The organism is Pseudomonas indica NBRC 103045 (assembly GCF_002091635.1).
Taxonomy (GTDB): domain Bacteria; phylum Pseudomonadota; class Gammaproteobacteria; order Pseudomonadales; family Pseudomonadaceae; genus Pseudomonas_M; species Pseudomonas_M indica.
The window spans coordinates 87,963-113,471 of record NZ_BDAC01000019.1; the positions used below are offsets into that span (position 1 = coordinate 87,963).

22 protein-coding genes are annotated in these 25,509 nt (G+C 64.9%); 19 read left to right on the forward strand and 3 right to left on the reverse strand.

Annotation, left to right across the window (positions count from 1 at the left end; translation table 11 throughout):
• Positions 1 to 51: 51 nt before the first annotated feature.
• Complete coding sequence (locus tag PIN01S_RS20115; protein ID WP_084338343.1) at positions 52 to 834, reverse strand: PhzF family phenazine biosynthesis protein; 783 nt, start codon at positions 832 to 834, stop codon at positions 52 to 54.
• 230 nt (positions 835 to 1,064) lie between these two features.
• Between PIN01S_RS20115 and PIN01S_RS20120 the strand changes: the two genes are divergently transcribed.
• The 11 genes from PIN01S_RS20120 (at position 1,065) to guaD (ending at position 16,218) form a co-directional block, all read left to right on the forward strand.
• Positions 1,065 to 1,847, forward strand: a complete 783-nt coding sequence (locus PIN01S_RS20120; protein ID WP_084338270.1) for a type IV pili methyl-accepting chemotaxis transducer N-terminal domain-containing protein — start codon at positions 1,065 to 1,067, stop codon at positions 1,845 to 1,847.
• 299 nt (positions 1,848 to 2,146) lie between these two features.
• The gene (gcvH, locus tag PIN01S_RS20125; protein ID WP_084338272.1) at positions 2,147 to 2,530 is read left to right on the forward strand and encodes a glycine cleavage system protein GcvH; all 384 of its coding nucleotides are present in this window, start codon (positions 2,147 to 2,149) and stop codon (positions 2,528 to 2,530) included.
• A gap of 10 nt (positions 2,531 to 2,540) precedes the next feature.
• Entirely contained in the window at positions 2,541 to 5,396 is a 2,856-nt protein-coding gene (gene gcvP / locus PIN01S_RS20130; protein WP_084338274.1) for an aminomethyl-transferring glycine dehydrogenase, read from the forward strand.
• Between the two features lie 87 nt (positions 5,397 to 5,483).
• Entirely contained in the window at positions 5,484 to 6,740 is a 1,257-nt protein-coding gene (gene glyA / locus PIN01S_RS20135) for a serine hydroxymethyltransferase (RefSeq protein ID WP_084338276.1), read from the forward strand.
• Between the two features lie 54 nt (positions 6,741 to 6,794).
• Positions 6,795 to 8,171, forward strand: coding sequence for an L-serine ammonia-lyase (locus PIN01S_RS20140; protein ID WP_084338278.1), 1,377 nt, complete (start codon positions 6,795 to 6,797; stop codon positions 8,169 to 8,171).
• 97 nt (positions 8,172 to 8,268) lie between these two features.
• Positions 8,269 to 9,390: a glycine cleavage system aminomethyltransferase GcvT gene (gene gcvT / locus PIN01S_RS20145; RefSeq protein ID WP_084338279.1), complete on the forward strand. Its 1,122-nt coding sequence runs from the start codon at positions 8,269 to 8,271 to the stop codon at positions 9,388 to 9,390.
• A 524-nt stretch (positions 9,391 to 9,914) separates the two neighbouring features.
• Positions 9,915 to 11,372 carry a xanthine dehydrogenase small subunit gene (gene xdhA, locus PIN01S_RS20150; RefSeq protein WP_084338281.1) on the forward strand — a complete coding sequence of 486 codons (1,458 nt, stop codon included), beginning with the start codon at positions 9,915 to 9,917 and terminating at the stop codon, positions 11,370 to 11,372.
• Positions 11,365 to 13,764, forward strand: a complete 2,400-nt coding sequence (xdhB, locus tag PIN01S_RS20155) for a xanthine dehydrogenase molybdopterin binding subunit (protein ID WP_084338283.1) — start codon at positions 11,365 to 11,367, stop codon at positions 13,762 to 13,764. The genes xdhA and xdhB overlap by 8 nt, the downstream gene beginning before the upstream one ends.
• 64 nt (positions 13,765 to 13,828) lie before the next feature.
• Complete coding sequence (locus PIN01S_RS26800; protein ID WP_169715856.1) at positions 13,829 to 13,993, forward strand: hypothetical protein; 165 nt, start codon at positions 13,829 to 13,831, stop codon at positions 13,991 to 13,993.
• Positions 13,990 to 14,826, forward strand: a complete 837-nt coding sequence (xdhC, locus tag PIN01S_RS20160) for a xanthine dehydrogenase accessory protein XdhC (RefSeq protein ID WP_084338285.1) — start codon at positions 13,990 to 13,992, stop codon at positions 14,824 to 14,826. Before PIN01S_RS26800 ends, xdhC begins: the two co-directional genes overlap by 4 nt.
• An 87-nt stretch (positions 14,827 to 14,913) precedes the next feature.
• Entirely contained in the window at positions 14,914 to 16,218 is a 1,305-nt protein-coding gene (gene guaD / locus PIN01S_RS20165; RefSeq protein WP_084338286.1) for a guanine deaminase, read from the forward strand.
• 202 nt (positions 16,219 to 16,420) lie between these two features.
• Here guaD and PIN01S_RS20170 read toward each other — a convergent pair whose 3' ends face one another.
• Positions 16,421 to 17,182: a GntR family transcriptional regulator gene (locus PIN01S_RS20170; RefSeq protein ID WP_084338288.1), complete on the reverse strand. Its 762-nt coding sequence runs from the start codon at positions 17,180 to 17,182 to the stop codon at positions 16,421 to 16,423.
• An 87-nt stretch (positions 17,183 to 17,269) separates the two neighbouring features.
• Between PIN01S_RS20170 and PIN01S_RS26520 the strand changes: the two genes are divergently transcribed.
• From PIN01S_RS26520 to PIN01S_RS20180, 3 genes are all read left to right on the forward strand, one after another.
• Positions 17,270 to 17,644, forward strand: coding sequence for a hypothetical protein (locus PIN01S_RS26520; protein WP_139198637.1), 375 nt, complete (start codon positions 17,270 to 17,272; stop codon positions 17,642 to 17,644).
• A gap of 123 nt (positions 17,645 to 17,767) precedes the next feature.
• Positions 17,768 to 19,114, forward strand: coding sequence for an NCS2 family permease (locus tag PIN01S_RS20175; RefSeq protein ID WP_084338290.1), 1,347 nt, complete (start codon positions 17,768 to 17,770; stop codon positions 19,112 to 19,114).
• A 61-nt stretch (positions 19,115 to 19,175) separates the two neighbouring features.
• Positions 19,176 to 19,802, forward strand: coding sequence for a LysE family translocator (locus PIN01S_RS20180; protein ID WP_084338292.1), 627 nt, complete (start codon positions 19,176 to 19,178; stop codon positions 19,800 to 19,802).
• Positions 19,803 to 20,103: 301 nt separating this feature from the next.
• On the opposite strand, the gene uraH is transcribed toward PIN01S_RS20180, so the two are convergent.
• Entirely contained in the window at positions 20,104 to 20,457 is a 354-nt protein-coding gene (uraH, locus tag PIN01S_RS20185; protein WP_084338294.1) for a hydroxyisourate hydrolase, read from the reverse strand.
• A 408-nt stretch (positions 20,458 to 20,865) separates the two neighbouring features.
• Here uraH and puuE point away from each other — a divergent pair, with 408 nt between their 5' ends.
• The 5 genes from puuE (at position 20,866) to PIN01S_RS20210 (ending at position 25,464) form a co-directional block, all read left to right on the forward strand.
• Positions 20,866 to 21,798, forward strand: a complete 933-nt coding sequence (gene puuE / locus PIN01S_RS20190) for an allantoinase PuuE (protein WP_084338296.1) — start codon at positions 20,866 to 20,868, stop codon at positions 21,796 to 21,798.
• Positions 21,795 to 22,310 (forward strand): 2-oxo-4-hydroxy-4-carboxy-5-ureidoimidazoline decarboxylase, encoded by a 516-nt coding sequence (gene uraD / locus PIN01S_RS20195; protein ID WP_084338298.1) that lies wholly within the window; start codon positions 21,795 to 21,797, stop codon positions 22,308 to 22,310. Before puuE ends, uraD begins: the two co-directional genes overlap by 4 nt.
• 50 nt (positions 22,311 to 22,360) lie before the next feature.
• Positions 22,361 to 23,356: an allantoicase gene (gene alc, locus PIN01S_RS20200; protein WP_084338300.1), complete on the forward strand. Its 996-nt coding sequence runs from the start codon at positions 22,361 to 22,363 to the stop codon at positions 23,354 to 23,356.
• A gap of 110 nt (positions 23,357 to 23,466) precedes the next feature.
• Positions 23,467 to 23,970, forward strand: a complete 504-nt coding sequence (locus PIN01S_RS20205) for an ureidoglycolate lyase (protein WP_084338302.1) — start codon at positions 23,467 to 23,469, stop codon at positions 23,968 to 23,970.
• Positions 23,971 to 24,162: 192 nt separating this feature from the next.
• Positions 24,163 to 25,464: a urate hydroxylase PuuD gene (locus PIN01S_RS20210; protein WP_084338303.1), complete on the forward strand. Its 1,302-nt coding sequence runs from the start codon at positions 24,163 to 24,165 to the stop codon at positions 25,462 to 25,464.
• Positions 25,465 to 25,509 lie beyond the last annotated feature (45 nt).

Genomic DNA, 25,509 nt, shown 5'->3' on the forward strand with positions numbered 1-25,509 from the left:
GGTGTGGGTGCACCGCAGTATAGCCAGAGGGCGACCGTCGGCCAGCGGCGATCACCCGAGCCAGAGCGTACCGCTGGCCACCAGCACAGAATGACCGGCGATCTTCACCCGCCCGCCATCCAGTTGGCACATCAGCTCGCCCCCGCGCGCCGAGCACTGGAACGCGGACAGCCGGGTCTTGCCGAGCCGCTCTGCCCAGTAAGGGATCAGGCTGCAATGCGCCGAACCGGTGACCGGGTCCTCGTCGATACCAATGGCCGGGGCGAAGAAGCGCGAAACGAAGTCGTGGCGCACGCCGGGCGCGGTGATGATCACGCCCTGCCAGGGCAACCGGGCCAGGGCGGCGAAATCCGGCGTGCAGTCACGCACCACCTGCTCCGAATCCAGCACCACCAGCAACTTGTCGGCTGCCAGCACCTGTTGCGGTGTTATCCCCAACGCAGCGACCAGCGCCTCGTCCGCTGCCACCTCCTGCGGCTGCAGCGCCGGGAAGTCGAGTACCAGCCGGCCGCCCTCGCGCGTCACCCGCAGCTCGCCGGACTTGCAGATGAAATCGATGCGCTCGCCCGGCTCCTGGTAGCGATCAAACAACACATGGGCACTGGCCAGCGTCGCGTGGCCGCACAGCGGCACCTCTGCGCGCGGAGTGAACCAGCGGATATGCCAGGCCGCACCTTCTTTCACCAGGAAGGCGGTTTCCGCCAGATTGTGTTCGGCGGCGATCTTCTGCATCAGCGCATCGTCCAGCCAGGCGTCCAGGCGGTAGACCATCGCCGGGTTGCCGCTGAACGGGCTGTGGGTGAACGCATCGACCTGATGAAATTCGAGATGCATGGAACGGCTCTCCTTGGCAACGAAAAGGGCGATCAGCATGCCCTGTTTGCGCCTCATGCGAGCAGCACACTTTTCGTTTTTTCTTCCATAACAGAAAACTGTCCGTTTTTTACTTTGGTCAAGGACAGCCGGCACGTCCCCCACCAAGCTTCGCCCCACCTGGCGAACGCCAGGACGACGCCCTCCAGCCGCCCTCTCCCACGGCGCATCGCTTCAGAAGGAACCTCGCCATGCCCACCCGCCTGCTTTCCCTCCTCCTGCTGGGACTCAGCCTCCTCGCTTCCGCCAGCCAGGCCGCCCTCAGCGATGCCGAAGCGCTGAACATGGCCGGCATGCAACGCATGCTCAGCCAGCGCATCGTCAAGAATTACCTGATGATCGGCGCCGATGTGCGCACCGACCAGGCCGCCCAGCAGCTCGACGAGAGCCTGGCGACCTTCGAAAGCAATTACCAGGCGCTGAACACCTATGCGCCGACCCCGGACATTCGCCAGGCCCTGACCAGTTCGGAAGAAACCTGGCGAACCTACCGGGAACTGGCCCTGTCATCTCCCGACCGGAAAAACGCCGTGCAGATGTTGGCCCTGAGCGATCGCCTGCTCGCCGACAGCGAACGCGTGGTGCAACTGGTCGAAGCCCATAGCGGTAACCGCGCCTCGCAACTGGTCAACCGCAGCGGCCGGCAACGGATGCTCAGCCAGCGTATCGCCACGCTGTACCTCGCCCTGAGTTGGAAGCTGCCGGTGGAGGGGTTGGAAGCGAACTTCAACCAGGCAGTGACAGAATTCGATCAGGCCCTGCACGACCTGATCGCCGCACAGCAGAACACCGCCGCGATCAACAAGGCGCTGGAACAGGCGAACGCCCAATGGCGCTACGCCCGCGCCGGCTTCCGCCTGAGTGCGGATTCGCGTTACGTCCCGACGGTAATCGCGACCACGACCGAGACCCTGCTCCGGCAAATGAACGAACTGACCAGCCAGTACGAAGGCGTCATGCGCAGCGGGAGCTGACGCCCGTCACACTTCCGTAACGAAATCGCTACAGCGTAGCGATTTCGAAACAATTCCCTGAAAACCGCATGGTTTCTATGCCTTGCGCCAATCCCCGAGGCCGGCTCCTCACCGCCGTAGCGAATTCGCTACAGCCAATTTGATCGACTTCACCCTTTAATAACTTAACTAATTGAATTTAAAAGAAAAAACTCAAATGGCACCCTGCTTGCTATAGCCGGACCAACGCTCGCGGTACCGACGAGCGAATCCAACGCCCGCCTTACCAACGGGCGAGTCCGACTGTTTAGGGAGTTCCCATGAGCGAGTTGCGTTTCACCGTCGATCACGAATGGCTGCGTCTGGAAGCCGATGGCCTGGTCACCGTCGGCATCACCCCCTTCGCCCAGGATGCCTTGGGCGACGTGGTCTTCGTCCAGTTGCCGGAACTGCGCGGCTATGCCGCCGGCGAGGAAGTGGCGGTACTGGAATCGGTGAAAGCCGCCAGCAACATCGTCATGCCGCTGGAAGGCGAAGTGGTCGAAGTGAACGGCGAACTGGAAGGCAGCCCGGAGCGCGTCAACGAGGCGCCGCTGACCGACGGCTGGTTCTTCCGCTTCCGCCCGGTGGACGCTTCGGCGGTGGCCGGCCTGCTCGACCAGGAAGCCTACGACCGCCTGCTGCAAGCCAACGCCCACGCCTGAGAAAGCCCCGATGACCGACCTGACCACCCGTAACGAATTCATCGCCCGCCATATCGGCCCGCGCGAGGCCGATATCGCCGCCATGCTCCAGCATCTCGGCTACGACTCCCTGGAAGCGCTCACCGCCAGCGTCATCCCGGACAGCATCAAGGGCACCAGCGTGCTGAACCTGCCGGAAGGCCTGAGCGAAGCCGACGCACTCGCCGAGATCAAGGCCATCGCTGGCCGCAACCAGCTGTTCACCCAGCACATCGGCCAGGGCTACTACCCCTGCCACACCCCGGCGCCGATCCTGCGCAACCTGCTGGAGAACCCGGCCTGGTACACCGCCTATACGCCCTACCAGCCGGAAATCTCCCAGGGACGCCTGGAAGCCCTGCTCAACTTCCAGACCCTGATCAGCGACCTTACCGGCCTGCCGATCGCCAACGCCTCGCTGCTCGACGAAGGTACCGCTGCCGCCGAAGCCATGACCTTCTGCAAGCGCCTGTCGAAGAACAAGGCCAGCAACACTTTCTTCGCCTCGAAGCATTGCCACCCGCAGACCCTCGACGTCCTGCGCACCCGTGCCGAGCCCCTGGGCATCGAGGTGGTGGTCGGCGACGAGCGCCAAATCGATGACGTCTCCGCCTATTTCGGCGCGCTGCTGCAATACCCGGCCAGCAATGGCGACATCTTCGACTACCGCGCCCTGACCGAACGTTTCCATGCCGCCAACGCCCTGGTGGCGGTCGCCGCCGACCTGCTGGCCCTGACCCTGCTCAGCGCTCCCGGCGAATTCGGTGCCGACGTCGCTATCGGCAGCGCCCAGCGCTTCGGCGTACCGCTCGGCTTCGGCGGCCCGCACGCGGCCTACTTCGCCACCCGCGACGCCTTCAAGCGCGACATGCCGGGCCGCCTGGTCGGCGTCTCCATCGACCGCTTCGGCAAGCCGGCCTACCGCCTGGCCATGCAGACCCGCGAACAGCATATCCGCCGCGAGAAGGCCACCAGCAACATCTGCACCGCGCAGGTCCTGTTGGCCAACATCGCCAGCATGTACGCCGTCTACCACGGCCCGGCCGGCCTCACCCGCATCGCCCGCCGCGTGCACCGCCTGACCGCGATCCTCGCCCAGGGCCTGGCCAAGCTGGGCTATAGCGCCGAGCAGGTGCATTTCTTCGACACCCTGACCCTGACCACCGGCGCGCGCACTGCGCAACTGCATGCCCAGGCCCGGGCGATGCGCATCAACCTGCGCGAAATCGATGGCGAACACCTCGGCCTGTCCCTGGACGAGACCACCGACCAGGCCGGCGTCGAGCGCCTGTGGGAACTCTTCGCCGAGCCCGGCCAGAGCCTGCCGGACTTCGCCGAGCTGGCGAAAAACGTCGCCGACCGCCTGCCGGAAGCGCTGCTGCGCCAGTCGGCGATCCTCCAGCACCCGGTGTTCAACCGCTACCACTCGGAAACCGAGCTGATGCGCTACATGCGCAAGCTGGCCGACAAGGACCTGGCGCTGGACCGCAGCATGATCCCGCTCGGCTCCTGCACCATGAAGCTGAACGCCGCCAGCGAGATGCTGCCGATCACCTGGGCCGAGTTCGGCAACCTGCACCCCTTCGCTCCGGCCGAGCAGAGCCAGGGCTACCAGCAGCTCACCGCCGAGCTGGAGGCCATGCTCTGCGCCGCCACCGGCTATGACGCCGTGTCCCTGCAGCCGAACGCCGGCTCCCAAGGCGAATACGCCGGCCTTCTGGCGATCCGCGCCTATCACCACAGCCGTGGCGACCATCAGCGCGACATCTGCCTGATCCCCTCCTCCGCCCACGGCACCAACCCGGCCACCGCCAACATGGCCGGCATGCGTGTGGTAGTGGTCGGCTGCGACGCACGCGGCAACGTGGACATCGACGACCTGCGCGCCAAGGCCGCCGAGCACCAGGCCCGCCTCGCCGCGCTGATGATCACCTACCCGTCCACCCACGGGGTGTTCGAGGAAGGCATCCGCGAAATCTGCGCCATCATTCACGACCACGGCGGCCAGGTGTATATCGACGGCGCTAACATGAACGCGATGGTCGGCCTCTGCGCCCCCGGCAAGTTCGGCGGCGACGTGTCCCACCTGAACCTGCACAAGACTTTCTGCATCCCCCACGGCGGCGGCGGCCCGGGCGTCGGCCCGATCGGCGTGAAGTCCCACCTGGCGCCCTTCCTGCCCGGCCATGGCCACATGGCGCGCAAGGAAGGCGCGGTGAGCGCGGCGCCGTTCGGCAGCGCCAGCATCCTGCCGATCTCCTGGATGTACATGAAGATGATGGGCGGCGAGGGCCTCAAGCGCGCCTCGCAACTGGCCATCCTCAACGCCAACTACATCGCCCGTCGCCTGGAGGAGCACTACCCGGTGCTCTACACCGGCGGCAACGGCCTGGTGGCGCACGAGTGCATCCTCGACATCCGTCCGCTCAAGGACACCAGCGGCATCAGCGTCGACGACGTAGCCAAGCGCCTGATCGACTTCGGCTTCCATGCGCCGACCATGTCCTTCCCGGTGGCCGGCACCCTGATGATCGAGCCGACCGAGAGCGAGTCCAAGGAAGAGCTGGACCGCTTCATCGACGCCATGATCGCCATCCGCCAGGAAATCCACGCGGTGGAGAACGGCGCGCTGGACAAGGATGACAACCCGCTGAAGAACGCGCCGCACACCGCGGCCGAGTTGGTCGGCGAATGGAGCCATCCGTACAGCCGCGAACAGGCCGTGTACCCGGCCGCCTCGCTGGTGGACGGCAAGTACTGGCCGCCGGTGGGCCGCATCGACAACGTGTACGGCGACCGCAACCTGGTCTGCGCCTGCCCGTCCATCGAGGCGTACCAGGACGCGTAAGCACAAACGGGGCCGGCCATGCGCCGGCCCCGCTCCTCGCGCGCAGGGGCGTGACAGCCCCCTCACAACAACAACGAGAACCCCACCATGTTCAGCAAGCACGATCAACTGCAAGGCTACGATGACGCCCTGCTCGCCGCGATCAGCGAAGAAGAGCAACGTCAGGAAGATCACATCGAACTGATCGCCTCCGAGAACTACACCAGCAAGCGCGTGATGCAGGCCCAGGGCAGCGGCCTGACCAATAAATACGCCGAAGGCTATCCGGGCAAGCGCTACTACGGCGGCTGCGAGCACGTCGACAAGGTCGAGGCCCTGGCCATCGCCCGCGCCAAGGAACTGTTCGGCGCCGATTACGCCAACGTCCAACCGCACTCCGGCTCCCAGGCCAACAGCGCCGTATACCTGGCCCTGCTGCAGGCCGGCGACACCATTCTCGGCATGAGCCTGGCCCACGGCGGCCACCTGACCCACGGGGCCAAGGTGTCGTCCTCGGGCAAGCTGTACAACGCCGTACAGTACGGCCTCGACCCGGCCACCGGCCTGATCGACTACGACGAAGTGGAACGCCTGGCCGTCGAGCACAAGCCGAAGATGATCGTCGCCGGCTTCTCCGCCTACTCCAAGACCCTCGACTTCCCGCGCTTCCGCGCCATCGCCGACAAGGTGGGTGCGCTGCTGTTCGTCGACATGGCCCACGTGGCCGGTCTGGTCGCCGCCGGTCTGTACCCGAACCCGATCCCCTTCGCCGACGTGGTCACCACCACCACCCACAAGACCCTGCGCGGTCCGCGTGGCGGCCTGATCCTGGCCAAGGCCAACGAAGAGATCGAGAAGAAGCTCAACGCCGCGGTGTTCCCCGGCGCTCAGGGCGGCCCGCTGATGCACGTGATCGCCGCCAAGGCGGTGTGCTTCAAGGAAGCGCTGGAACCGGGCTTTAAGGACTACCAGGCGCAGGTCATCAAGAACGCCCAGGCGATGGCCAAGGTGTTCATGGACCGCGGCTACGACGTGGTCTCCGGCGGCACCGACAACCATCTGATGCTGATCAGCCTGGTCAAACAGGGCTTGACCGGCAAGGCCGCCGACGCGGCACTGGGTGCGGCCCATATCACAGTGAACAAGAATGCCGTACCGAACGACCCGCAGTCGCCGTTCGTCACCTCCGGCATCCGCATCGGCACCCCGGCCGTGACTACCCGTGGCTTCAAGGAAGGCGAATGCCGTGCGTTGGCCGGCTGGATCTGCGACATCCTCGACGACATCGAGAACCCTGCGGTGGTCGAGCGCGTCCGTGGTCAGGTGGCCGATCTTTGCGCGACCTTCCCGGTCTACGCTGATTGATAAGGTGATGTTCCGGGGCGGCCCTCCGCCCCGGACGACGAGCGAGTACACACCATGTCCCTCAGCGTTTTCGACCTGTTCAAGATCGGCATCGGCCCCTCCAGCTCCCATACCGTCGGCCCCATGCGTGCCGCGGCGCGCTTCGTCGAAGGCCTGCGCCGCGAGGGTCTGCTGGAAACGACCGCCTCGGTCAGAGTGGAGCTGTACGGCTCTCTCGGCGCCACCGGCAAGGGCCACGGCAGCGACAAGGCCGTGCTGCTCGGCCTGGAAGGCGAGCAGCCGGACCTGGTCGACACGACCACGATTCCCGCGCGGCTGGAGGCGATCCGCCAGTCCGGCGAACTGAAACTGCTCGGCGAAAAGACGATCCGCTTCGTCGAGAAAGAACACCTGGCGATGATCCGCAAGCCGCTGGATTACCACCCCAACGGCATGATCTTCCGCGCCTTCGATGCCGCCGGCCTGCAATTGCGCAGCCGCGAGTATTACTCGGTGGGCGGCGGCTTCGTGGTGGATGACAGCGCCGCCGGCGCCGACCGCATCGTGGAAGACCAAACCCCACTGCCCTACCCGTTCAAGACCGCCAAGGACCTGCTGGCCCATTGCGCCGAACACGGCCTGTCCATCAGCCAGGTCATGCGCGAGAACGAGAAAGCCTGGCGCCCGGACGAGGAAACCCGTGCCGGCCTGCTGCGCATCTGGCAGGTGATGCAGGATTGCGTGGCCGCTGGCTGCCGCACCGAAGGCATCATGCCCGGCGGGCTCAAGGTCAAGCGCCGCGCCGCCGGCCTCTACCGCCAGCTCAGCCAGAACCCGGAAGCCAACCTGCGAGACTCCCTCAGCGTGCTCGACTGGGTGAACCTCTATGCCCTGGCGGTGAACGAGGAAAACGCCAGCGGCGGCCGGGTGGTCACCGCGCCCACCAACGGCGCGGCGGGCATCGTCCCAGCGGTGCTGCACTACTACACCCGCTTCATCCCCGGCGCCAACGACGATGGTGTGATCCGCTTCCTGCTCACCGCCGCCGCCATCGGCATCCTCTACAAGGAAAACGCCTCCATCTCCGGCGCCGAAGTCGGCTGCCAAGGCGAGGTCGGCGTGGCCTGCTCGATGGCCGCCGGCGCCCTCTGCGAAGTGCTCGGCGGCACCCCGCAGCAGGTGGAGAATGCCGCCGAGATCGGCATGGAGCACAACCTCGGCCTGACCTGCGACCCGGTCGGCGGGCTGGTCCAGGTGCCCTGCATCGAGCGCAACGCCATGGGCTCGGTGAAGGCGATCAACGCTGCGCGCATGGCGCTGCGCGGCGATGGCCAGCATTTCATCTCGCTGGACAAAGTGATCCGCACCATGCGCCAGACCGGTGCCGACATGAAAAGCAAATACAAGGAAACCGCTCGCGGTGGCCTGGCCGTGAACATCATCGAATGCTGAGAGCAGCGGCAAGCTTCAAGCGGTAAGCCGCAAGTAGCGCCGATGCGACCGATTTGTTTAGTGAGGCCTGCGGCCTGCAGCCTCGGAAGGAGAAAAGATGAGTACCGAAACCCTGGCTAAAACTCCCTTGCACGCCCTGCATCTCGAACTGGGCGCGCGCATGGTGCCGTTCGCCGGCTACGACATGCCCGTCCAATATCCCCTGGGCGTGCTCAAGGAGCACCTGCACACCCGCGAGCAGGCCGGCCTGTTCGACGTGTCGCACATGGGCCAGATCATCCTGCGTGGCGAGAACGCCGCCCGCGCCCTGGAAACCCTGGTGCCGGTGGATATCGTCGACCTGCCTGCCGGAATGCAGCGCTATGCGATGTTCACCGACGAAAACGGCGGCATCCTCGACGACCTGATGGTCGCCAACACCGGCGAGTTCCTCTTCCTGGTGGTCAACGCCGCCTGCAAGGAGCAGGACCTGGCCCACCTGCAGAAGCACATCGGAAACCAGTGCCAGATCGAAAGCCTGTTCGAAAGCCGCGCCCTGCTCGCCCTGCAAGGCCCCAAGGCGGTGGACGTGCTGAGCCGCCTGGCACCCGAGGTGGCGAAGATGACCTTCATGCAGTTCGCCCGCGTCACCCTGCAGGGCGTGGACTGCTTCGTCAGCCGCTCCGGCTACACCGGCGAGGACGGCTACGAGATTTCCGTCCCGGTGGAGCAGGCCGAACGCCTGGCCCGCACCCTGCTGGCCGAGCCGGAAGTGCAGCCCATCGGCCTCGGCGCCCGCGACTCCCTGCGCCTGGAAGCCGGCCTGTGCCTCTATGGCCATGACATGAGCACCGCCACCACGCCGATCGAAGCCAGCCTGACCTGGGCCATCTCCAAGGCCCGCCGCGCCGATGGCGCGCGCGCCGGCGGCTTCCCCGGCGCCGAGCGGATCTTCGCCCAACAGCACGACGGCGTGGCCAGCAAACGCGTCGGCCTGCTGCCGCAGGAACGCGTGCCGGTACGCGAAGGCGCGGAAATCGTCGATGCCGACGGCAACGTCATCGGCCAGGTGTGTAGCGGCGGCTTCGGCCCGACCCTGGGCGCGCCGGTGGCCATGGGCTACGTGCAGGCCGCCAAGACCGCGCTGGACAGCGACGTCTGGGCCCTGGTGCGCGGCAAGCGCGTACCGATGAAAGTCGCCAAGACCCCGTTCGTGCCGCAGCGCTACTATCGCGGCTGACCGCCCCACCCAAGACCCGGCATTCGCCGGGTCTTTTTTATCGCGGATGAATCCGCCTCACATGACGCCCCCCTCAGCCCGCCGGCGAATAAATTCGCCCCTACACGGGTTCCCCCTCGCCCTCCGGGGCGGTGTTGAGCCATGCACATTTTTTCCGAAATCACTGCACACCGTAGGAGCCAGCTCTGCTGGCGAAATGTTGGTGGGGCCTGTCGCAGACAGAGCCCGTTCCAACAAAGGTCAGGCCACATTTGTAGGGACGAATTCATTCGCCCCCCCTCCGCCGAGCGAATAATTCGACCCTACAACAGAGTCCCTGGCACGAATCACGCATCGCTCTTTCCGCGCCGTTGAGCGGCTCATAACCGGATGCCATGAAATTTTCTGACTTTAAGGTCAGATTTTTGTTGACCCAAAAGTCAGACCTTACTACATTGGCTTTCATACGAGCCCCGGAACCCGCCTGCGCGGCCCCCTCGCGCCGAGACGGGCTCTGACAACAATAAAAGTGCCTGGAGGTTGCCTTGATCCAGTTTTTACTCAACCGGGAGCTGCGCACCGAGCGTGCCCTCGACCCCAACGTCACGGTGCTGAACTATCTGCGGGAGCACCTCGGCAAGTCCGGAACCAAGGAAGGCTGCGCCTCCGGCGATTGCGGCGCGTGCACCGTGGTGGTCGGCGAGCTGGACGGTGCGGACGGCCAAGAGCGAATCCGCTACCGCACCCTCAATTCCTGCCTGACCTTCGTCTCCTCGCTGCACGGCAAGCAGCTCATCACCGTCGAAGACCTCAAGCACAGTGGCCAACTGCACAGCGTCCAGCAGGCCATGGTGGACTGCCACGGCTCGCAGTGCGGGTTCTGCACCCCCGGCTTCGTCATGTCGCTGTTCGCCCTGCAGAAGAACCGGGCCACCGGTGGCGCCGACAAGGCACAGGCCCACGAAGCCCTGGCCGGCAACCTGTGCCGCTGCACCGGTTACCGCCCGATCCTCGAAGCCGCCGAGCAGGCCTGCTGCCAGCAACAGCCGGACCAGTTCGACGCCGCCGAAGCCGAGACCATCGCCCGGCTCAAGGCCATCGCCCCGCGCGAAACCGCCGAGCTGAACAGCGGCGATAAGCGCTGCCTGCTGCCGCTGACCGTCGCCGACCTGGCCGACATCTACACCGCCAACCCGCAGGCCCGGCTGCTCGCCGGCGGCACCGACCTGGCGCTGGAAGTCACCCAGTTCCACCGTGAGCTGCCGGTGATGATCTATGTCGGCCATATCACCGAGATGAAGCGCGTCGAACGCTTCGACGACCGTCTCGAAATCGGCGCGGCCACCCCGCTGACCGACTGCTACGACGCGCTGGCCGCCGAATATCCGGACTTCGGCGAGCTGCTGCACCGCTTCGCCTCCCTGCAGATTCGCAACCAGGGCACCCTCGGCGGCAACATCGGCAACGCCTCGCCGATCGGCGACGCCCCGCCGCTGCTGATAGCCCTCGGCGCCCGGATCGTTCTCAACAAGGGCGGCGAGCGTCGCACCCTGGCGCTGGAGGACTACTTCCTCGACTACAAGGTGACGGCCCGCCAGGACGCCGAGTTCATCGAGAAAATCATCGTGCCGCGCGCCCGGCCGAACCAGACATTCCGCGCCTACAAGGTGTCCAAACGTCTGGACGACGACATTTCCGCCGTCTGCGCCGCGTTCAACCTGACCGTAGAGGATGGCGAAGTGAAGGAAGCCCGCATCGCCTTCGGCGGCATGGCCGCCATTCCGAAGCGCGCCGCCGCCTGCGAAGCCGCCCTGCTGGGCGCCGCCTGGTACCCGGCGGTGATCGAGCGTGCCTGCGAAGCCCTGGCCAAGGACTTCACCCCGCTCACCGACTTCCGCGCCAGCCGCGAATACCGCCTGCTGACCGCCCAGAACCTGCTGCGTAAATACTTCCTCGAGGTGCAATCGCCCGAGGTCGAGACACGGGTGACCGCATATGTCTAACCACAACAAGATGACCAAGAGCCAGGACGAACTGGCAGCCCTGTTCCGTGCCGAACTGACCACCGGTGTCGGTCGTCCCGTGAAGCACGAGAGCGCGCCCAAGCATGTCTCCGGCGAAGCGGTGTACATCGACGACCGCCTGGAATTTCCCAACCAGTTGCACGTCTATGCGCGTATGAGCGACCGCGCCCACGCTCGCATCGTGCGCATCGACACCGCCCCCTGCTATGAAATCCCCGGCGTGGCCATCGCCATTACCAGCCAGGACGTCCCCGGCCAGTTGGACATCGGCCCGGTGGTGGCCGGCGACCCGCTGCTGGCGGACGGCAAGGTGGAATATGTCGGCCAGCCGGTGATCGCGGTCGCCGCCGACAGCCTGGAAACCGCGCGCAAGGCGGCCATGGCCGCGATCATCGAATACGAAGACCTGGAGCCGGTGCTGGACGTGGAAGAGGCCCTGCGCAAGCGCCACTTCGTCCTCGACAGCCACCAGCACAAGCGCGGCGACTCGGCCGCCGCCCTCGCCGCCGCACCGCGCCGCCTGCAAGGCACGCTGCACATCGGCGGGCAGGAACACTTCTACCTGGAAACGCAGATTTCCTCGGTGATGCCCACCGAAGACGGCGGCATGATCGTCTACTGCTCCACCCAGAACCCCACCGAAGTGCAGAAACTGGTCGCCGAGGTGCTCGGTGTGCCGATGAACAAGATCGTCATCGATATGCGCCGCATGGGCGGCGGCTTCGGCGGCAAGGAGACCCAGGCCGCCGGCCCGGCCTGCCTGTGCGCGGTGATCGCCCACCTGACCGGGCGGCCGACCAAGATGCGCCTGCCACGCATGGAAGACATGACCATGACCGGCAAGCGCCACCCGTTCTTCGTCCAATACGACGTGGGCTACGACGACGACGGCCTGCTGCACGGCATCGAGATCGAACTGGCCGGCAACTGCGGCTACTCGCCGGACCTGTCCGGCTCCATCGTCGACCGCGCCATGTTCCACTCGGACAACGCCTACTATCTGGGCGACGCCACCGTGATCGGTCATCGCTGCAAGACCAACACCGCCTCGAACACCGCCTATCGTGGCTTCGGCGGGCCGCAGGGGATGGTCGCCATCGAGGAGATCATGGACGCCGTCGCGCGCAGCCTCGGCAAGGACCCGCTGGACGTGCGCAAGCGCAACTACTACGGCAAGGATGAGCGCAACGTCACCCACTACTACCAGACCGTGGAGCACAACATGCTCCAGGAAATGACCGCCGAGCTGGAAGCCAGCGCCGAATACGCCAGGCGCCGCGAGGAAATCCGCACGTTCAACGCCAGGAGCCCGGTACTGAAGAAGGGCCTGGCGCTGACCCCGGTGAAATTCGGCATCAGCTTCACCGCCACCTTCCTCAACCAGGCCGGCGCTCTGATCCACATCTACACCGACGGCAGCATTCACCTGAACCATGGCGGCACCGAGATGGGCCAGGGCCTGAACACCAAGGTCGCCCAGGTGGTGGCCGAAGTCTTCCAGGTGGACGTCGAGCGCATCCAGATCACCGCGACCAACACCGACAAGGTGCCGAACACCTCGCCGACCGCCGCTTCCAGTGGCGCCGATCTGAACGGCAAGGCCGCGCAGAACGCCGCCGAGACCATCAAGAAGCGCCTGGTGGAATTCGCCGCGCGGCACTTCAAGGTCACCGAGGAAGACGTCGAGTTCCGCAACGGCCAGGTGCGCGTGCGCGACCAGTTCCTCGCCTTCGAGGCGCTGATCCAGCTCGCCTACTTCAACCAGGTCTCGCTCTCCAGCACCGGCTTCTACCGCACGCCGAAGATTTTCTACGACCGCGAGAAAGCCGCCGGCCGGCCGTTCTACTACTACGCCTACGGTGCCGCCTGCTCGGAGGTGATCGTCGATACCCTCACTGGCGAGTACAAGATGCTGCGCAGTGACATCCTCCACGACGTCGGCGCCTCGCTGAACCCGGCCATCGACATCGGCCAGGTGGAAGGCGGCTTCGTCCAGGGCATGGGCTGGCTGACCATGGAAGAGCTGGTGTGGAACGACCAGGGCAAGCTGATGACCAACGGTCCGGCCAGCTACAAGATCCCGGCCGTGGCGGACATGCCCCTGGACCTGCGGGTGAAGCTCGTGGAGAACCGCAAGAACCCGGAGGACACCGTGTTCCACTCCAAGGCCGTGGGCGAGCCGCCGTTCATGCTTGGCATTTCCGTGTGGTGCGCGATCAAGGACGCGGTGGCCAGCCTCGCCGACTACCAGGCACAGCCCCGGATCGACGCCCCGGCGACGCCGGAGCGCGTGCTCTGGGGCGTGCAGCAGATGAAAGCGCTGCAGCAGGCGGCCGCTCCGGCGACCGCCACCGAAGCCGAACCGGCCTGACCGCACAGGCCGACGGGAGCGGATTCGCGCTGAATCCGCTCCCGCAAGAAACGGGTGCACAACAATGACAAGACACACCGAACATCAACCGGATACCCCGGCCACGCAGGGCCGCGAAACCCTGCCGCCGCTGTTCCTGCTGGAGCCGCCGGCCCCTCGTCCGCAGAAGGACGACTGGCGCCTGTCGCGCACCGCCAAGCCCCTGCGCACCTGGAGGCTGAGCAAATGAGCAACACCGGATGGATCGGCGCCCTCGCCGAGCTGCAACAAAAGGGCGAGCCCTGCGTGCTGGTGACCATCATCGAAGAGCGCGGCTCCACCCCGCGCAATGCCGGCTCGAAGATGATCGTCACCCGCGAGCGCATCTTCGAGACCATCGGCGGCGGCCATCTGGAATACAAGGCCATGGAACTGGCGCGCGAGATGCTGGAAAACCGCAGCCAGGAAACCCGCCTGGAGCGCTTCAGCCTGGGCGCCAGCCTCGGCCAGTGCTGCGGCGGCGCCACCGTGCTGCTGTTCGAACCCATGGGCCAGCCGCAGGCGACCATCGCCGTGTTCGGCGCCGGCCACGTCGGTCGTGCCCTGGTGCCGCTGCTCGCCAGCCTGCCGTGCAAGGTGCGCTGGATCGACTCGCGGGAGAACGAATTCCCCGAACAAGTCCCGGCCGGCGTGGAGAAAGTGATCAACGACGAGGTGGTGGACGAAGTGGATGCGATGCCCTCCGGCAGCTACTTCATCGTCATGACCCACAACCACCCGTTGGACCTGGAACTGACCGCCGCCATCCTCAAGCGCAACGACTTCGCCTACTACGGGCTGATCGGCTCGCGCACCAAGCGCGTGAAGTTCGAGCATCGCCTGCGCGAGCGCGGCTTCCAGGCCGAGGTCATACAGCGCATGCGCTGCCCCATGGGCCTGCCGGAAGTGAAAGGCAAGCTGCCCATCGAGATCGCGGTGTCCATCGCCGGCGAAGTGATCGCCACCTACAACGCCCATTTCGGCGCCGAGACCCGCAAGGGCGAGACCGTGACCAAGCTGCTGCCCGCCTCCCGTCGCGGCTGACTGCGGATGGGGCGACACGCCGTTCTCGCGCCTCGCCCCGTCCGCACGCCCACACCACAGCCTTCATTCGATTGAGCCAAGCGTGACATGAACGAAAAACTGAAAGCCTACCGCGCCGCCATCCTGCACAGCCTCGCCGACCCGAGCGAGGTCGGTATCGAGCAGTCCTACCAGTATTTCGAAGACGGCGTGCTGCTCGTCGAGGACGGCCGGGTGGTGAAAGTCGGCGCCGCCGAAGACCTGCTGCCGACGCTGAAAGGCGTCGAGGTGGTCGAATACCGCGACGCCCTCATCACCCCTGGTTTCATCGACACCCACATCCACTACCCGCAGACCGGCATGATCGCCTCCTACGGCGAACAACTGCTGGACTGGCTGAACACCTACACCTTCCCCACCGAGCGCCAGTTCGCCGACAAGGCCCACGCCAGCGACGTGGCGAACATCTTCCTCAAGGAGCTGCTGCGCAACGGCACCACCACCGCGCTGGTCTTCGGCACCGTGCACAAGCAGTCGGTGGATGCCTTCTTCGAGGCCGCCCAGGCGCTGAACCTGCGGATGATCGCCGGCAAGGTGCTGATGGACCGCAACGCCCCGGACTACCTGACGGACACGGCGGAATCCGGCTATGCCGACAGCAAGGAGCTGATCGAACGCTGGCACGGCAAGGGCCGCCTACACTATGCGGTAACCCCGCGCTTCGCGCCGACCAGCACTCCGGAGCAACTGACCCTGGCCGGCAAGCTGCTCGCCGAATACCCGGACCTGTACATGCACACCCACCTGTCCGAGAACCGCAAGGAGATCGAGTGGGTGCGCGAGCTGTTCCCCGAGCGCAGCGGCTACCTGGACGTCTATGACCACTACCGGCTGCTCGGCGCGCGCTCGGTGTTCGCCCACGGCGTGCACCTCTGCGACCACGAATGCCAGCGCCTCGGCGAGACCGGCTCGGCCATCGCCTTCTGCCCCACCTCCAACCTGTTCCTCGGCAGCGGCCTGTTCGACCTGGACAAGCTGGAGCGCCACGGCGTGCGCGTCGGCCTGGGCACCGATGTGGGCGCCGGCACCAGCTTCTCCCAGTTGCAGTCGCTGAACGAGGCGTACAAGGTCCTGCAACTCCAGGGCAAGAAGCTCGACCCGTTCAAGTCGCTGTACCTGGCAACCCTGGGCGGCGCCCGTGCACTGTACCTGGACGACAAGATCGGCAACTTCGCCCAGGGCAAGGACGCGGACTTCGTGGTGCTCGACTACCGAGCCACCCCGCTGATGACCTATCGCCTGCAGCAAGCCAATACGCTGGAAGAAAAACTCTTCGCCCTGATGACCCTCGGCGACGACCGCGCAGTGAAGGAAACCTTCGCCACCGGGCAGTCGGTGCATCGACGCGGTTGAACGGGTTTCTCGTAGAGGCGAATTCATTCGCCTGGCCGGCTGCACATTGATCGTTCCCACGCTCCGCGTGGGAATGCAACGCCAGACGCTCCGCGTCTGCGGGACGCGGAGCGTCCCTGGAGGGGTTCCCACGCGGAGCATGGGAACCATCGGCGGGCTATCGCAAGGCTTTTCCGTAGGGGCGAATAAATTCGCCCTACCCTCACCGCGTGGCGGCGCGGCCGGCCTTCTTCTTCGTCTGCAGCAGGTGCGAGAACACCGCGTGCAGGTCGTCCGAAGCGCTGTCCTCGTCGAGGTTGAGCTTGCTGTCGATGTGATCCATGTGATGCATCATCAGGGTCACCGCCTTGTCCTTGTCGCGAGCCTCGATGGCGTCGATCAACTCGTTGTGCTCGTCGTAGGAACAATGCTGGCGACCGCTGCTTTCGTACTGGGCGATGATCAGCGAGGTCTGCGACACCAGGCTGCGCTGGAAGCTGATCAGCGGTGCGTTCTTCGCCGCCTCGGCCAGCTTCAGGTGGAACTCGCCGGAGAGACGGATGCCGGCGCCACGGTCGCCGCGGGAGAAGCAGGCCTGTTCCTCGGAGACCATCTGGCGCAGCTCGGCAAGCTGCTCGGCGGTGGCATGCTCCACCGCCAGCTCGGTGATGGCGCGCTCCACCATACGTCGCGCGAAGAAGATCTGCCGCGCTTCCTCGACACTGGGGCTGGCCACCACTGCCCCGCGATTCGGTCGCAGCAGCACCACGCCCTCGTGGGCCAGCCGGGAAAGCGCGCGGCGGATGATGGTGCGGCTCACGCCGAAGATCTCGCCCAATGCCTCCTCGCTCAGCTTGGTCCCGGGGGCCAGGCGCTGTTCGAGGATGGCATCGAAGATATGGGCGTAGACGACATCGTCCTGAGTCCCGCTGCGGCTCTTGCCGGCACGCGGCTGCTTCTTGAGGGGCTGCAACTGTTCGTTCATGGGGGCTCGCGTCAATGAGGGTCGGCGGATATCCGAACTCTACTGCCTTTCACCGCTACGAGGGTAAGTGTAACGGTGAATCTGGGTATGAAAGTGCCTGCATTGTACACAATCGCTTGGATTCGCACACTTTTCGTACAGGATTATGAGGCCTGCGCACTTTCAGTGCCGGGTTCTGGCCATCGCACGATTTCCTCCTTTCTCAGTGAAGTGCCGTTAGTTTTTTCTTCACCAAGCCCTTCGCTTCTTATGCCTTTATCCCCTCCGTTCGCCGGCGACCCCGGTTCAAAAAGTCGTCAACAGCCGTCGCACATAAACGCCAACCGATTGATTCCAAAGAAGATTACAAATGCTTTTGAAGCATCGTTCGAGCAACACAGGTCCACTGCTGAGTACGATCCAATCGTCCCGCCAACGCAACAACGAAAACATTATTTGATTTTTTTGTATACAAAAGCATAATCTGCCTGTGCGACTTTTTGACCCACAGGTCAGAAACCGATTTTCGGCACGCACACCCAGCACCCCGCCTCAGAGAGCGAACCGCTCTGGGTGACGACACAACAAGAGAATGAGGAACACCCTGTGGAAAGCGCGAAACAAGAACAACAGGCTACTCAGGCAATGCGTACCGGACCCGGTTGGCTCGACCGCTTCTTCAAGCTCAGCGAACACCGCACCAGCGTGCGGACCGAGTTGCTGGCCGGCCTGACGACCTTCGTCACCATGGCCTACATCATCTTCGTCAACCCCAACATCATGGCCAACGCCGGCGTCGACCACGGTGCCGCGTTCGTCGCCACCTGCATCGGTGCGGCGCTCGGCTGCTTCCTCATGGGCCTGTATGCCAACTGGCCGGTGGGCCTGGCGCCGGGCATGGGGCTCAACGCCTTTTTCACCTACACCGTGGTCGGCGAAATGGGCTACAGCTGGCAGATCGCCCTGGGCGCGGTGTTCCTCTCCGGCATCCTGTTCATGATCATGAGCCTGTCGCGCATCCGCGAGTGGCTGCTCAACAGCATCCCCATGAGCCTGCGCTTCGCCATGGGCGCGGGGGTCGGCCTGTTCCTCGGCCTGATCGGCCTGAAGACCGCCGGCATCGTGGTGGACAGCCCGGCGACGCTGCTGACCATGGGTTCCTTCCAGGAGCCGTCGGCCCTGCTCGCCGCGATCTGCTTCCTGCTGATCGCCGTGCTCAGCCACCGCAACGTGTTCGGCGCCATCCTCTTCAGCATCCTCGCCGTCACCCTCGCAGGCTGGGCGCTGGGCCTGGTGGAATACCAGGGGCTGATCTCGATGCCGCCGAGCCTGGCGCCCACCTTCCTGGCCATGGACATCGCCGGTGCGCTCAACGTGGGGATGATCAGCGTCATCCTGGCCTTCCTCTTCGTGAACATGTTCGATACCGCCGGGACCCTGATGGGGGTCGCCCATCGCGCCAACCTGGTGGACGACGACGGCAAGATCCAGAACCTGTCCCGCGCCTTGAAGGCCGACAGTACCTCCAGCGTGGTCGGCGCCCTGGTCGGCTGCCCGCCGGTGACCAGCTACGTGGAAAGCGCCTCGGGCGTCGCCGCCGGCGGCCGCACCGGCCTGACCGCCATCACCGTCGGCCTGCTGTTCCTCGCCGCCATGTTCTTCGCCCCGCTGGCGGGCATGATCCCGGCCTATGCCACCGCCGGCGCGCTGATCTACGTGGCGATGCTGATGATGAGCGGCATGGCCCACATCGACTGGAAGGACCATACCGACACCATCCCGGCCATCGTGACCGTGGTGATGATGCCGCTGACCTTCTCCATCGCCAACGGCATCGCCCTGGGCTTCCTCACCTACGCGACGTTGAAGCTGCTCACCGGCCAGCGCGACAAGGTGTCGATCAGCCTGTACGTGTTGTGTGCGATATTCATCGCCAAGTTCGCCTTCCTCTGAGGCGACATAGCCCCCGCCCCACCGCCATGCCGGTGGGGCTTTCGTTCATGGAGAGGTATCGATGAGTCTGGAAACCTGGCTGCTGTACGCCAGTGCCGCCCTGGTGGTGATCCTGATCCCCGGCCCGCTGTCGCTGCTGATGATCAGCAACAGCCTGAACTACGGCCTGCGCCGCTCCTGGCCGGCCTTCCTCGGTGGGGTCAGCGCCTCGATCTGCCTGCTCAGCGCCTCCGCCCTCGGGCTCGGCGCATTGCTGCTGGCCTCGGAGCAGGTGTTCAGCCTGCTGAAGATTCTCGGGGCGGTCTATCTGTTCTACCTCGCCTGGCAGAGCTGGCAGGAATCGCGCCGCGACGTCCGTACCGCCAGCGCTGACGAAGCGCCGGCCAATCCGGCGTTCCGCGCCCTGTTCTGGCGCGCCTTCGGCCTGGGCGCGAGCAATCCCAAGGACATCCTGTTCTTCGCCGCCTTCCTGCCGCAGTTTCTCAGCGCCGACCGTCCGTTCGTACCGCAACTGCTGACCATGATCGCCACCTGGGCGGTGCTGGACCTCGCCTGCAAGCTCGCCTACGGCCTCGGCGCCCACGGCGCCTCGCGCTACCTGCGCAGCGGTAAGGGCCAGGCCTGGTTCAACCGCATCAGCGCCGGCCTGTTCGGAGGCGCCGGCGCGGCGTCGTTGTTGAGCCGGTAGAACCAGAGCGATCCATGGCAAGGCGGCTTCGGCCGCCTTTTTCATTGGGCCGCCCATTCCTGAAGCTGGCGATGCTCCCCCGGGCGAATGAATTCGCCCCTGCACGGACTACCCCCTCTCCTACTGGGAGTCGGGCCAAGTACATTCCCCAAGTCACCGTAGGAGCGAATTCGTTCGCCCATTGCGCGACCATACAAACCGCGCCCCACTCAGCACACCCAATACCCAGACATAAAAAAGCCCGCAGTGTGCGCGGGCCAAGGGAGACTCTGACGGATCAGAGCGACGGTAGTCGGTGAATCTAGCTGCCCCGGTACGTGGAGTAGCTGTACGGCGAAATCAGCAACGGCACATGGTAGTGATCCTGCTCCGCGGAGATGCCGAAGCGCAGCACCACCACGTCGAGGAAGGCCGGTTCCGGGAGGGCGACGCCACGGGCGCGGTAGTAATCGCCGGCATGGAAGTGCAGCTGGTACACACCGCTGCGGTAATCCTCGCCTTGCAGCAAGGGCGCGTCGCAGCGGCCGTCGTGGTTGGTTTCCACCTGGGCGACCCGCTCCAGCCGCTCGGCTTCGACCCGGTACAGCTCGATGCGGATACCGCTGCCGGGGCAGCCGTGGGCGGCATCCAGTACATGCGTCGTCAAACGTCCCATAGTTGCTGGGCCCCGTTGCGCCGAACGCTCACGGGGCCACGCCTCCTCTTGGTTCTTCGGTTGAAATCGATTGCCCGGCCGGGCCTGGCCAAGCCGAACATGCCGTGAGCATAGCACGGCAACGGGAAAAACAAGACACTTTCACAAAAAATTGTACACAATTATCACCACAAGATCGCTTCCTCGACGAAGCCAGAAGCCCGTCCGTTTTATCTGAAGACTTACCAGGAAGCGCCTTACAGGCACCACTTCTGACCACTCAGGCAAGTTTCTTGCAAACCTCTAGCACCGCAAATTGTGGAAATTTTCGATTTACAAAATGCAATTTGATTTGTATACAATTGACTCATCGCGGTCTGCCACAGTCTGCTGTAGCGACCCATCCACTCTCGGAAAAGGAAGATTGCAGTGAGCGCCGACTACCCACGCGACCTGATCGGTTACGGCAACAACCCGCCTCATCCCCGCTGGCCGGGCGATGCCCGCATCGCCCTGTCCTTCGTGCTGAACTACGAGGAAGGCGGCGAGCGAAACATCCTCCATGGCGACAAGGAGTCCGAGGCGTTCCTCTCCGAGATGGTGGCCGCCCAGCCGCTGCAAGGCGTGCGCCACATGAGCATGGAATCGCTCTACGAATACGGCAGCCGCGCCGGCGTCTGGCGCCTGCTCAAGCTATTCAAGCGCCACGACATCCCGCTGACCATCTTCGCCGTGGCCATGGCCGCCCAGCGTCATCCCGAGGCGATCAAGGCGATGGTCGCCGAAGGCCATGAGATCTGCAGCCACGGCTACCGCTGGATCGACTACCAGTACATGAACGAAGCGGAAGAGCGCGAGCACATGCTCGAGGCGATCCGCATCCTCACCGAGCTGACCGGCGAACGCCCGCTCGGCTGGTACACCGGCCGCACCAGCCCGAACACCCGTCGCCTGGTGCGCGAGGAAGGCGGCTTCTTCTACGACTCCGACACCTACGACGATGACCTGCCCTACTGGGACCCGGAAAGCACACCGGAAAAGCCGCACCTGGTGATCCCCTATACCCTGGACACCAACGACATGCGCTTCACCCAGGTACAGGGCTTCAACAAGGGCGACGACTTCTTCGAATACCTGAAGGACGCCTTCGACGTGCTCTATGCCGAAGGTGCCGAAGGCGCGCCGAAGATGCTCTCCATCGGCATGCACTGCCGCCTGCTCGGCCGCCCGGCGCGACTGGCCTCGCTGGCCCGCTTCCTCGACTATGTGAAAAGCCACGACAAGGTCTGGTGTGCCCGTCGCATCGACATCGCCCGCCACTGGCACGCCACCCACCCGTTCACCGCGGAGAGCGCGAAATGAGCCGCTTCCAGACCCTGACCCCGTCCAGCCTCGACCGCGACGCCTTCGTCGCCGCCTTCGCCGACATCTACGAGCACTCGCCCTGGGTCGCCGAGAAAGCCTATGACCTGGGCGCGGACGCCAGCCTGGACGACATCGACGGCCTGCACCAACGCATGGCCGACATCCTGCTCAGTGCCAGCCGCGATGCCCAGTTGGCGCTGATCAACGCTCACCCGGACCTGGCCGGCAAGGCCGCGGTCCGCGGCGAGCTGACCGCCTCCTCCACCTCGGAGCAGGCCGGTGCGGGCATCCACGAATGCACCCCCGAGGAATTCGCCCGCTTCACCGAACTGAACGATGCCTACAAGGCCAAGTTCGGCTTTCCTTTCATCATGGCGGTGAAAGGCAGCAACCGGCACCAGATCCTGGCGGCCTTCGAAGAGCGTATCCACAACACGCCCGACGAGGAATTCGCCCGCGCCCTGGCCGAGATCAACAAGATCGCGCTGTTCCGCCTGCAACAGCTCTGACGCGGACACACACCGCCCCTTCCACCCCGCCCCGTTCAAGGCAGATAGACATGAGAACCTACGCCGCACCCTTCGAGAAATTCGTCAACCTGGCCGACGCCCGCCTCGGCACCCAGGCGATCTACGTCACCGACGACTGGTTCGCCGACGTCAACCGGCTGTTCCAGCCCACCCCGGCGGTCTGGAAGGAGGGTGTGTTCGACGACAACGGCAAGTGGATGGACGGCTGGGAATCCCGCCGCAAGCGTTTCGAAGGCTACGACTACGCGGTGATCCGCCTCGGCGTGCCCGGCTCGATCAAGGGCGTGGACATCGACACCAGCCACTTCACCGGCAACTACCCGCCGTCCGCTTCGCTGGAAGCCTGTTTCGTCGCCGACGGCGACCCGACCGACGACACCGTCTGGACCGAAGTGCTGCCGGCCGTCGAACTGCAAGGCAACAGCCACCACTACCACGCGATCGACGACAGCCAGGCCTACACCCACCTGCGCTTCAACATCTTCCCGGACGGCGGCGTGGCACGCCTGCGCGTGTACGGCATTCCCTACCGCGACTGGAGCAGCGTCGGCGACAACGAGCAGATCGACCTGGCCGCCGCGCTCAACGGCGGCCGTGCCCTGGCTTGCTCCGACGAACACTTCGGGCGTATGAGCAACATCCTCAACCCGGGCCGTGGCGTGAACATGGGCGACGGCTGGGAAACCGCGCGCCGCCGTACCCCGGGCAACGACTGGGTGATCGTCGCCCTCGGCCATCCGGGCGAGATCGAGCGCATCGTGGTCGACACCCTGCACTTCAAGGGCAACTACCCGGACAGCTGCTCGATCCAGGCGGCCTACGTGAAAGGCGGCACCGACAGCCAGATCGAGACCCAGAGCCTGTTCTGGCGCGAGCTGCTGCCGAGCCAGAAGCTGCAGATGCACCAGGAGCACGAGTTCGTCGAGCAGATCGCCAAGCTCGGCCCGGTCACCCACGTGCGCCTGAACGTGTTCCCGGACGGCGGCGTCAGCCGGCTGCGCCTGTTCGGCAAAGTGGCCCGCTGAAGCAACCCACCCTGCCCTCTCCCGCCCATGGGAGAGGAGCAAGGAGAAACGACAGAGAGAACACCTTTCCCAACGGAAAGGACTGAACAAACCGGACAAGCAGAACCCGCATGCGCACATTGACCATCGAGCCGTTGACCAAGGAAGCCTTCGCCCCCTTCGGAGATGTCATCGAAACCGAGGGCAGCGACTACTTCATGATCAACAACGGCTCCACCCGCCGTTATCACAAGCTGGCCACGGTCGAGACCGCTCAGCCGGAGGATAAGGCGATCATCAGCATCTTCAGCGCCGAAGCCCTGGAAATGCCGCTGGTCATCCGCATGCTGGAACGTCACCCGCTGGGCAGCCAGGCGTTCATCCCGCTGCTCGGCAACCCCTTTCTGGTCGTGGTCGCGCCACTTGGCGATGCACCTGTACCGGACCTCGTCCGCGCCTTCCGCAGCAACGGCAGGCAGGGCGTCAATTACCACCGCGGCGTCTGGCACCACCCGGTGCTGACGATCGAAAAGCGGGATGAATTCCTGGTGGTCGATCGCAGCGGTTCAGGGAACAACTGCGACGAGTACTTCTTCACGGAGGGCGAACAGCTCCTCCTCGACCCCCAACCCTAAGCTCTTTATGAAAAGTCGCCGAGCGAAGGTCAGGCAAGGCAAAAACAGGCGAAGAAGCGGAGTTTACGGCTGTAAATGAGCATTCTGAGCCTGTTTTTAACGCAGCATCACCGAGCGCAGGCACTTTTCGTACAGAGTCAATAAGAAAGCCTGGTCGCCTGGCCCGCCAAGCACCGGGAAGAGGTAACTATCGTGGACGCACATCTGACCGAGTGGCTTAACCTGGGCATTCGCTGGATCCATATGATCACCGGCATCGCCTGGATCGGCGCCTCCTTCTACTTCGTCTGGCTGGAAAACAACCTCAACCGCAGCAACCCCCGCGAAGGGCTGTCCGGAGACCTCTGGGCCATCCACGGCGGCGGCATCTACCATCTGGAAAAATACAAGCTGGCTCCGCCGAAAATGCCGGAGAACCTGCACTGGTTCAAATGGGAGGCCTACTTCACCTGGATGTCGGGCGTCGCCCTGCTGATGGTGGTCTACTACCTGAACCCGAGCCTCTACCTGATCGCCCCCGGCAGCGATCTCAGCCCGGCCGCCGCCGTGCTGATCGGCTTCGGCTCGCTGGCCGTCGGCTGGCTGGTGTACGACCAGCTCTGCGACTCGCCCCTGGGCAAGCAGCCGGCCCTGCTCGGCGCGGTCCTGTTCGTGCTGGTGGTGTTCGCCGCCTGGGGTTACACCCAGATATTCAGCGGCCGTGCCGCCTACATCCATGTCGGCGCGCTGATCGGCACCATCATGGTCGGCAATGTGTTCCGCATCATCATGCCGGCCCAGCGCGCACTGGTTAAGGCCATCGAGGAAAACCGCACCCCGGACCCGGTGCTGCCGGCCAAGGGCCTGCTGCGTTCGCGCCACAACAACTACTTCACCCTGCCGGTGCTGTTCATCATGATCAGCAACCACTTCCCGAGCACCTACGGCAGCCAGTACAACTGGGCGATCCTGGCCGGCATCTCGGTACTGGCGGTGCTGGTGCGGCATTACTTCAACACCCGCCACGAGAGCGGCAAGTTCGCCTGGACCCTGCCGGTAGCGGCGCTGGGCATGATCTGCCTGGCCTTCGTCACCACCCCGAACCGCCAGCCGGCCACCCCCAGCGTCGCCACGGCGCAGGTCGTGGAGCAGCCTGCCGCCAGCCAGCCGGCGCAGACCGCTCCGGCCGACGAGGCAACGGAAGACAAGGCTCCGGCCGCCGCCGAAGCCCCGGCCAAACCGCAAGGCAGCGCGCCGGACTTCGCCAAGGTCAGCAATGTGATCCATGAGCGTTGCACCGTCTGCCACTCCGCCCAGCCGACCAGCCCGCTGTTCAGCGCCGCGCCGGCCGGGGTGATGTTCGACACCCCGCAGCAGATCCAGCAGCTCGCCGCGAAGATCCATGCGCAGAGCGTCGCCAGCCAGATCATGCCGCTGGGCAACATCACCCAGATGACCCAGGAAGAACGCGACCTGATCGGCGCCTGGATCGCCCAGGGCGCCCAGATCAACTGATAAACCCTCTTGCCGCGCACCCCCGACGGACCGTCTGATGAATGA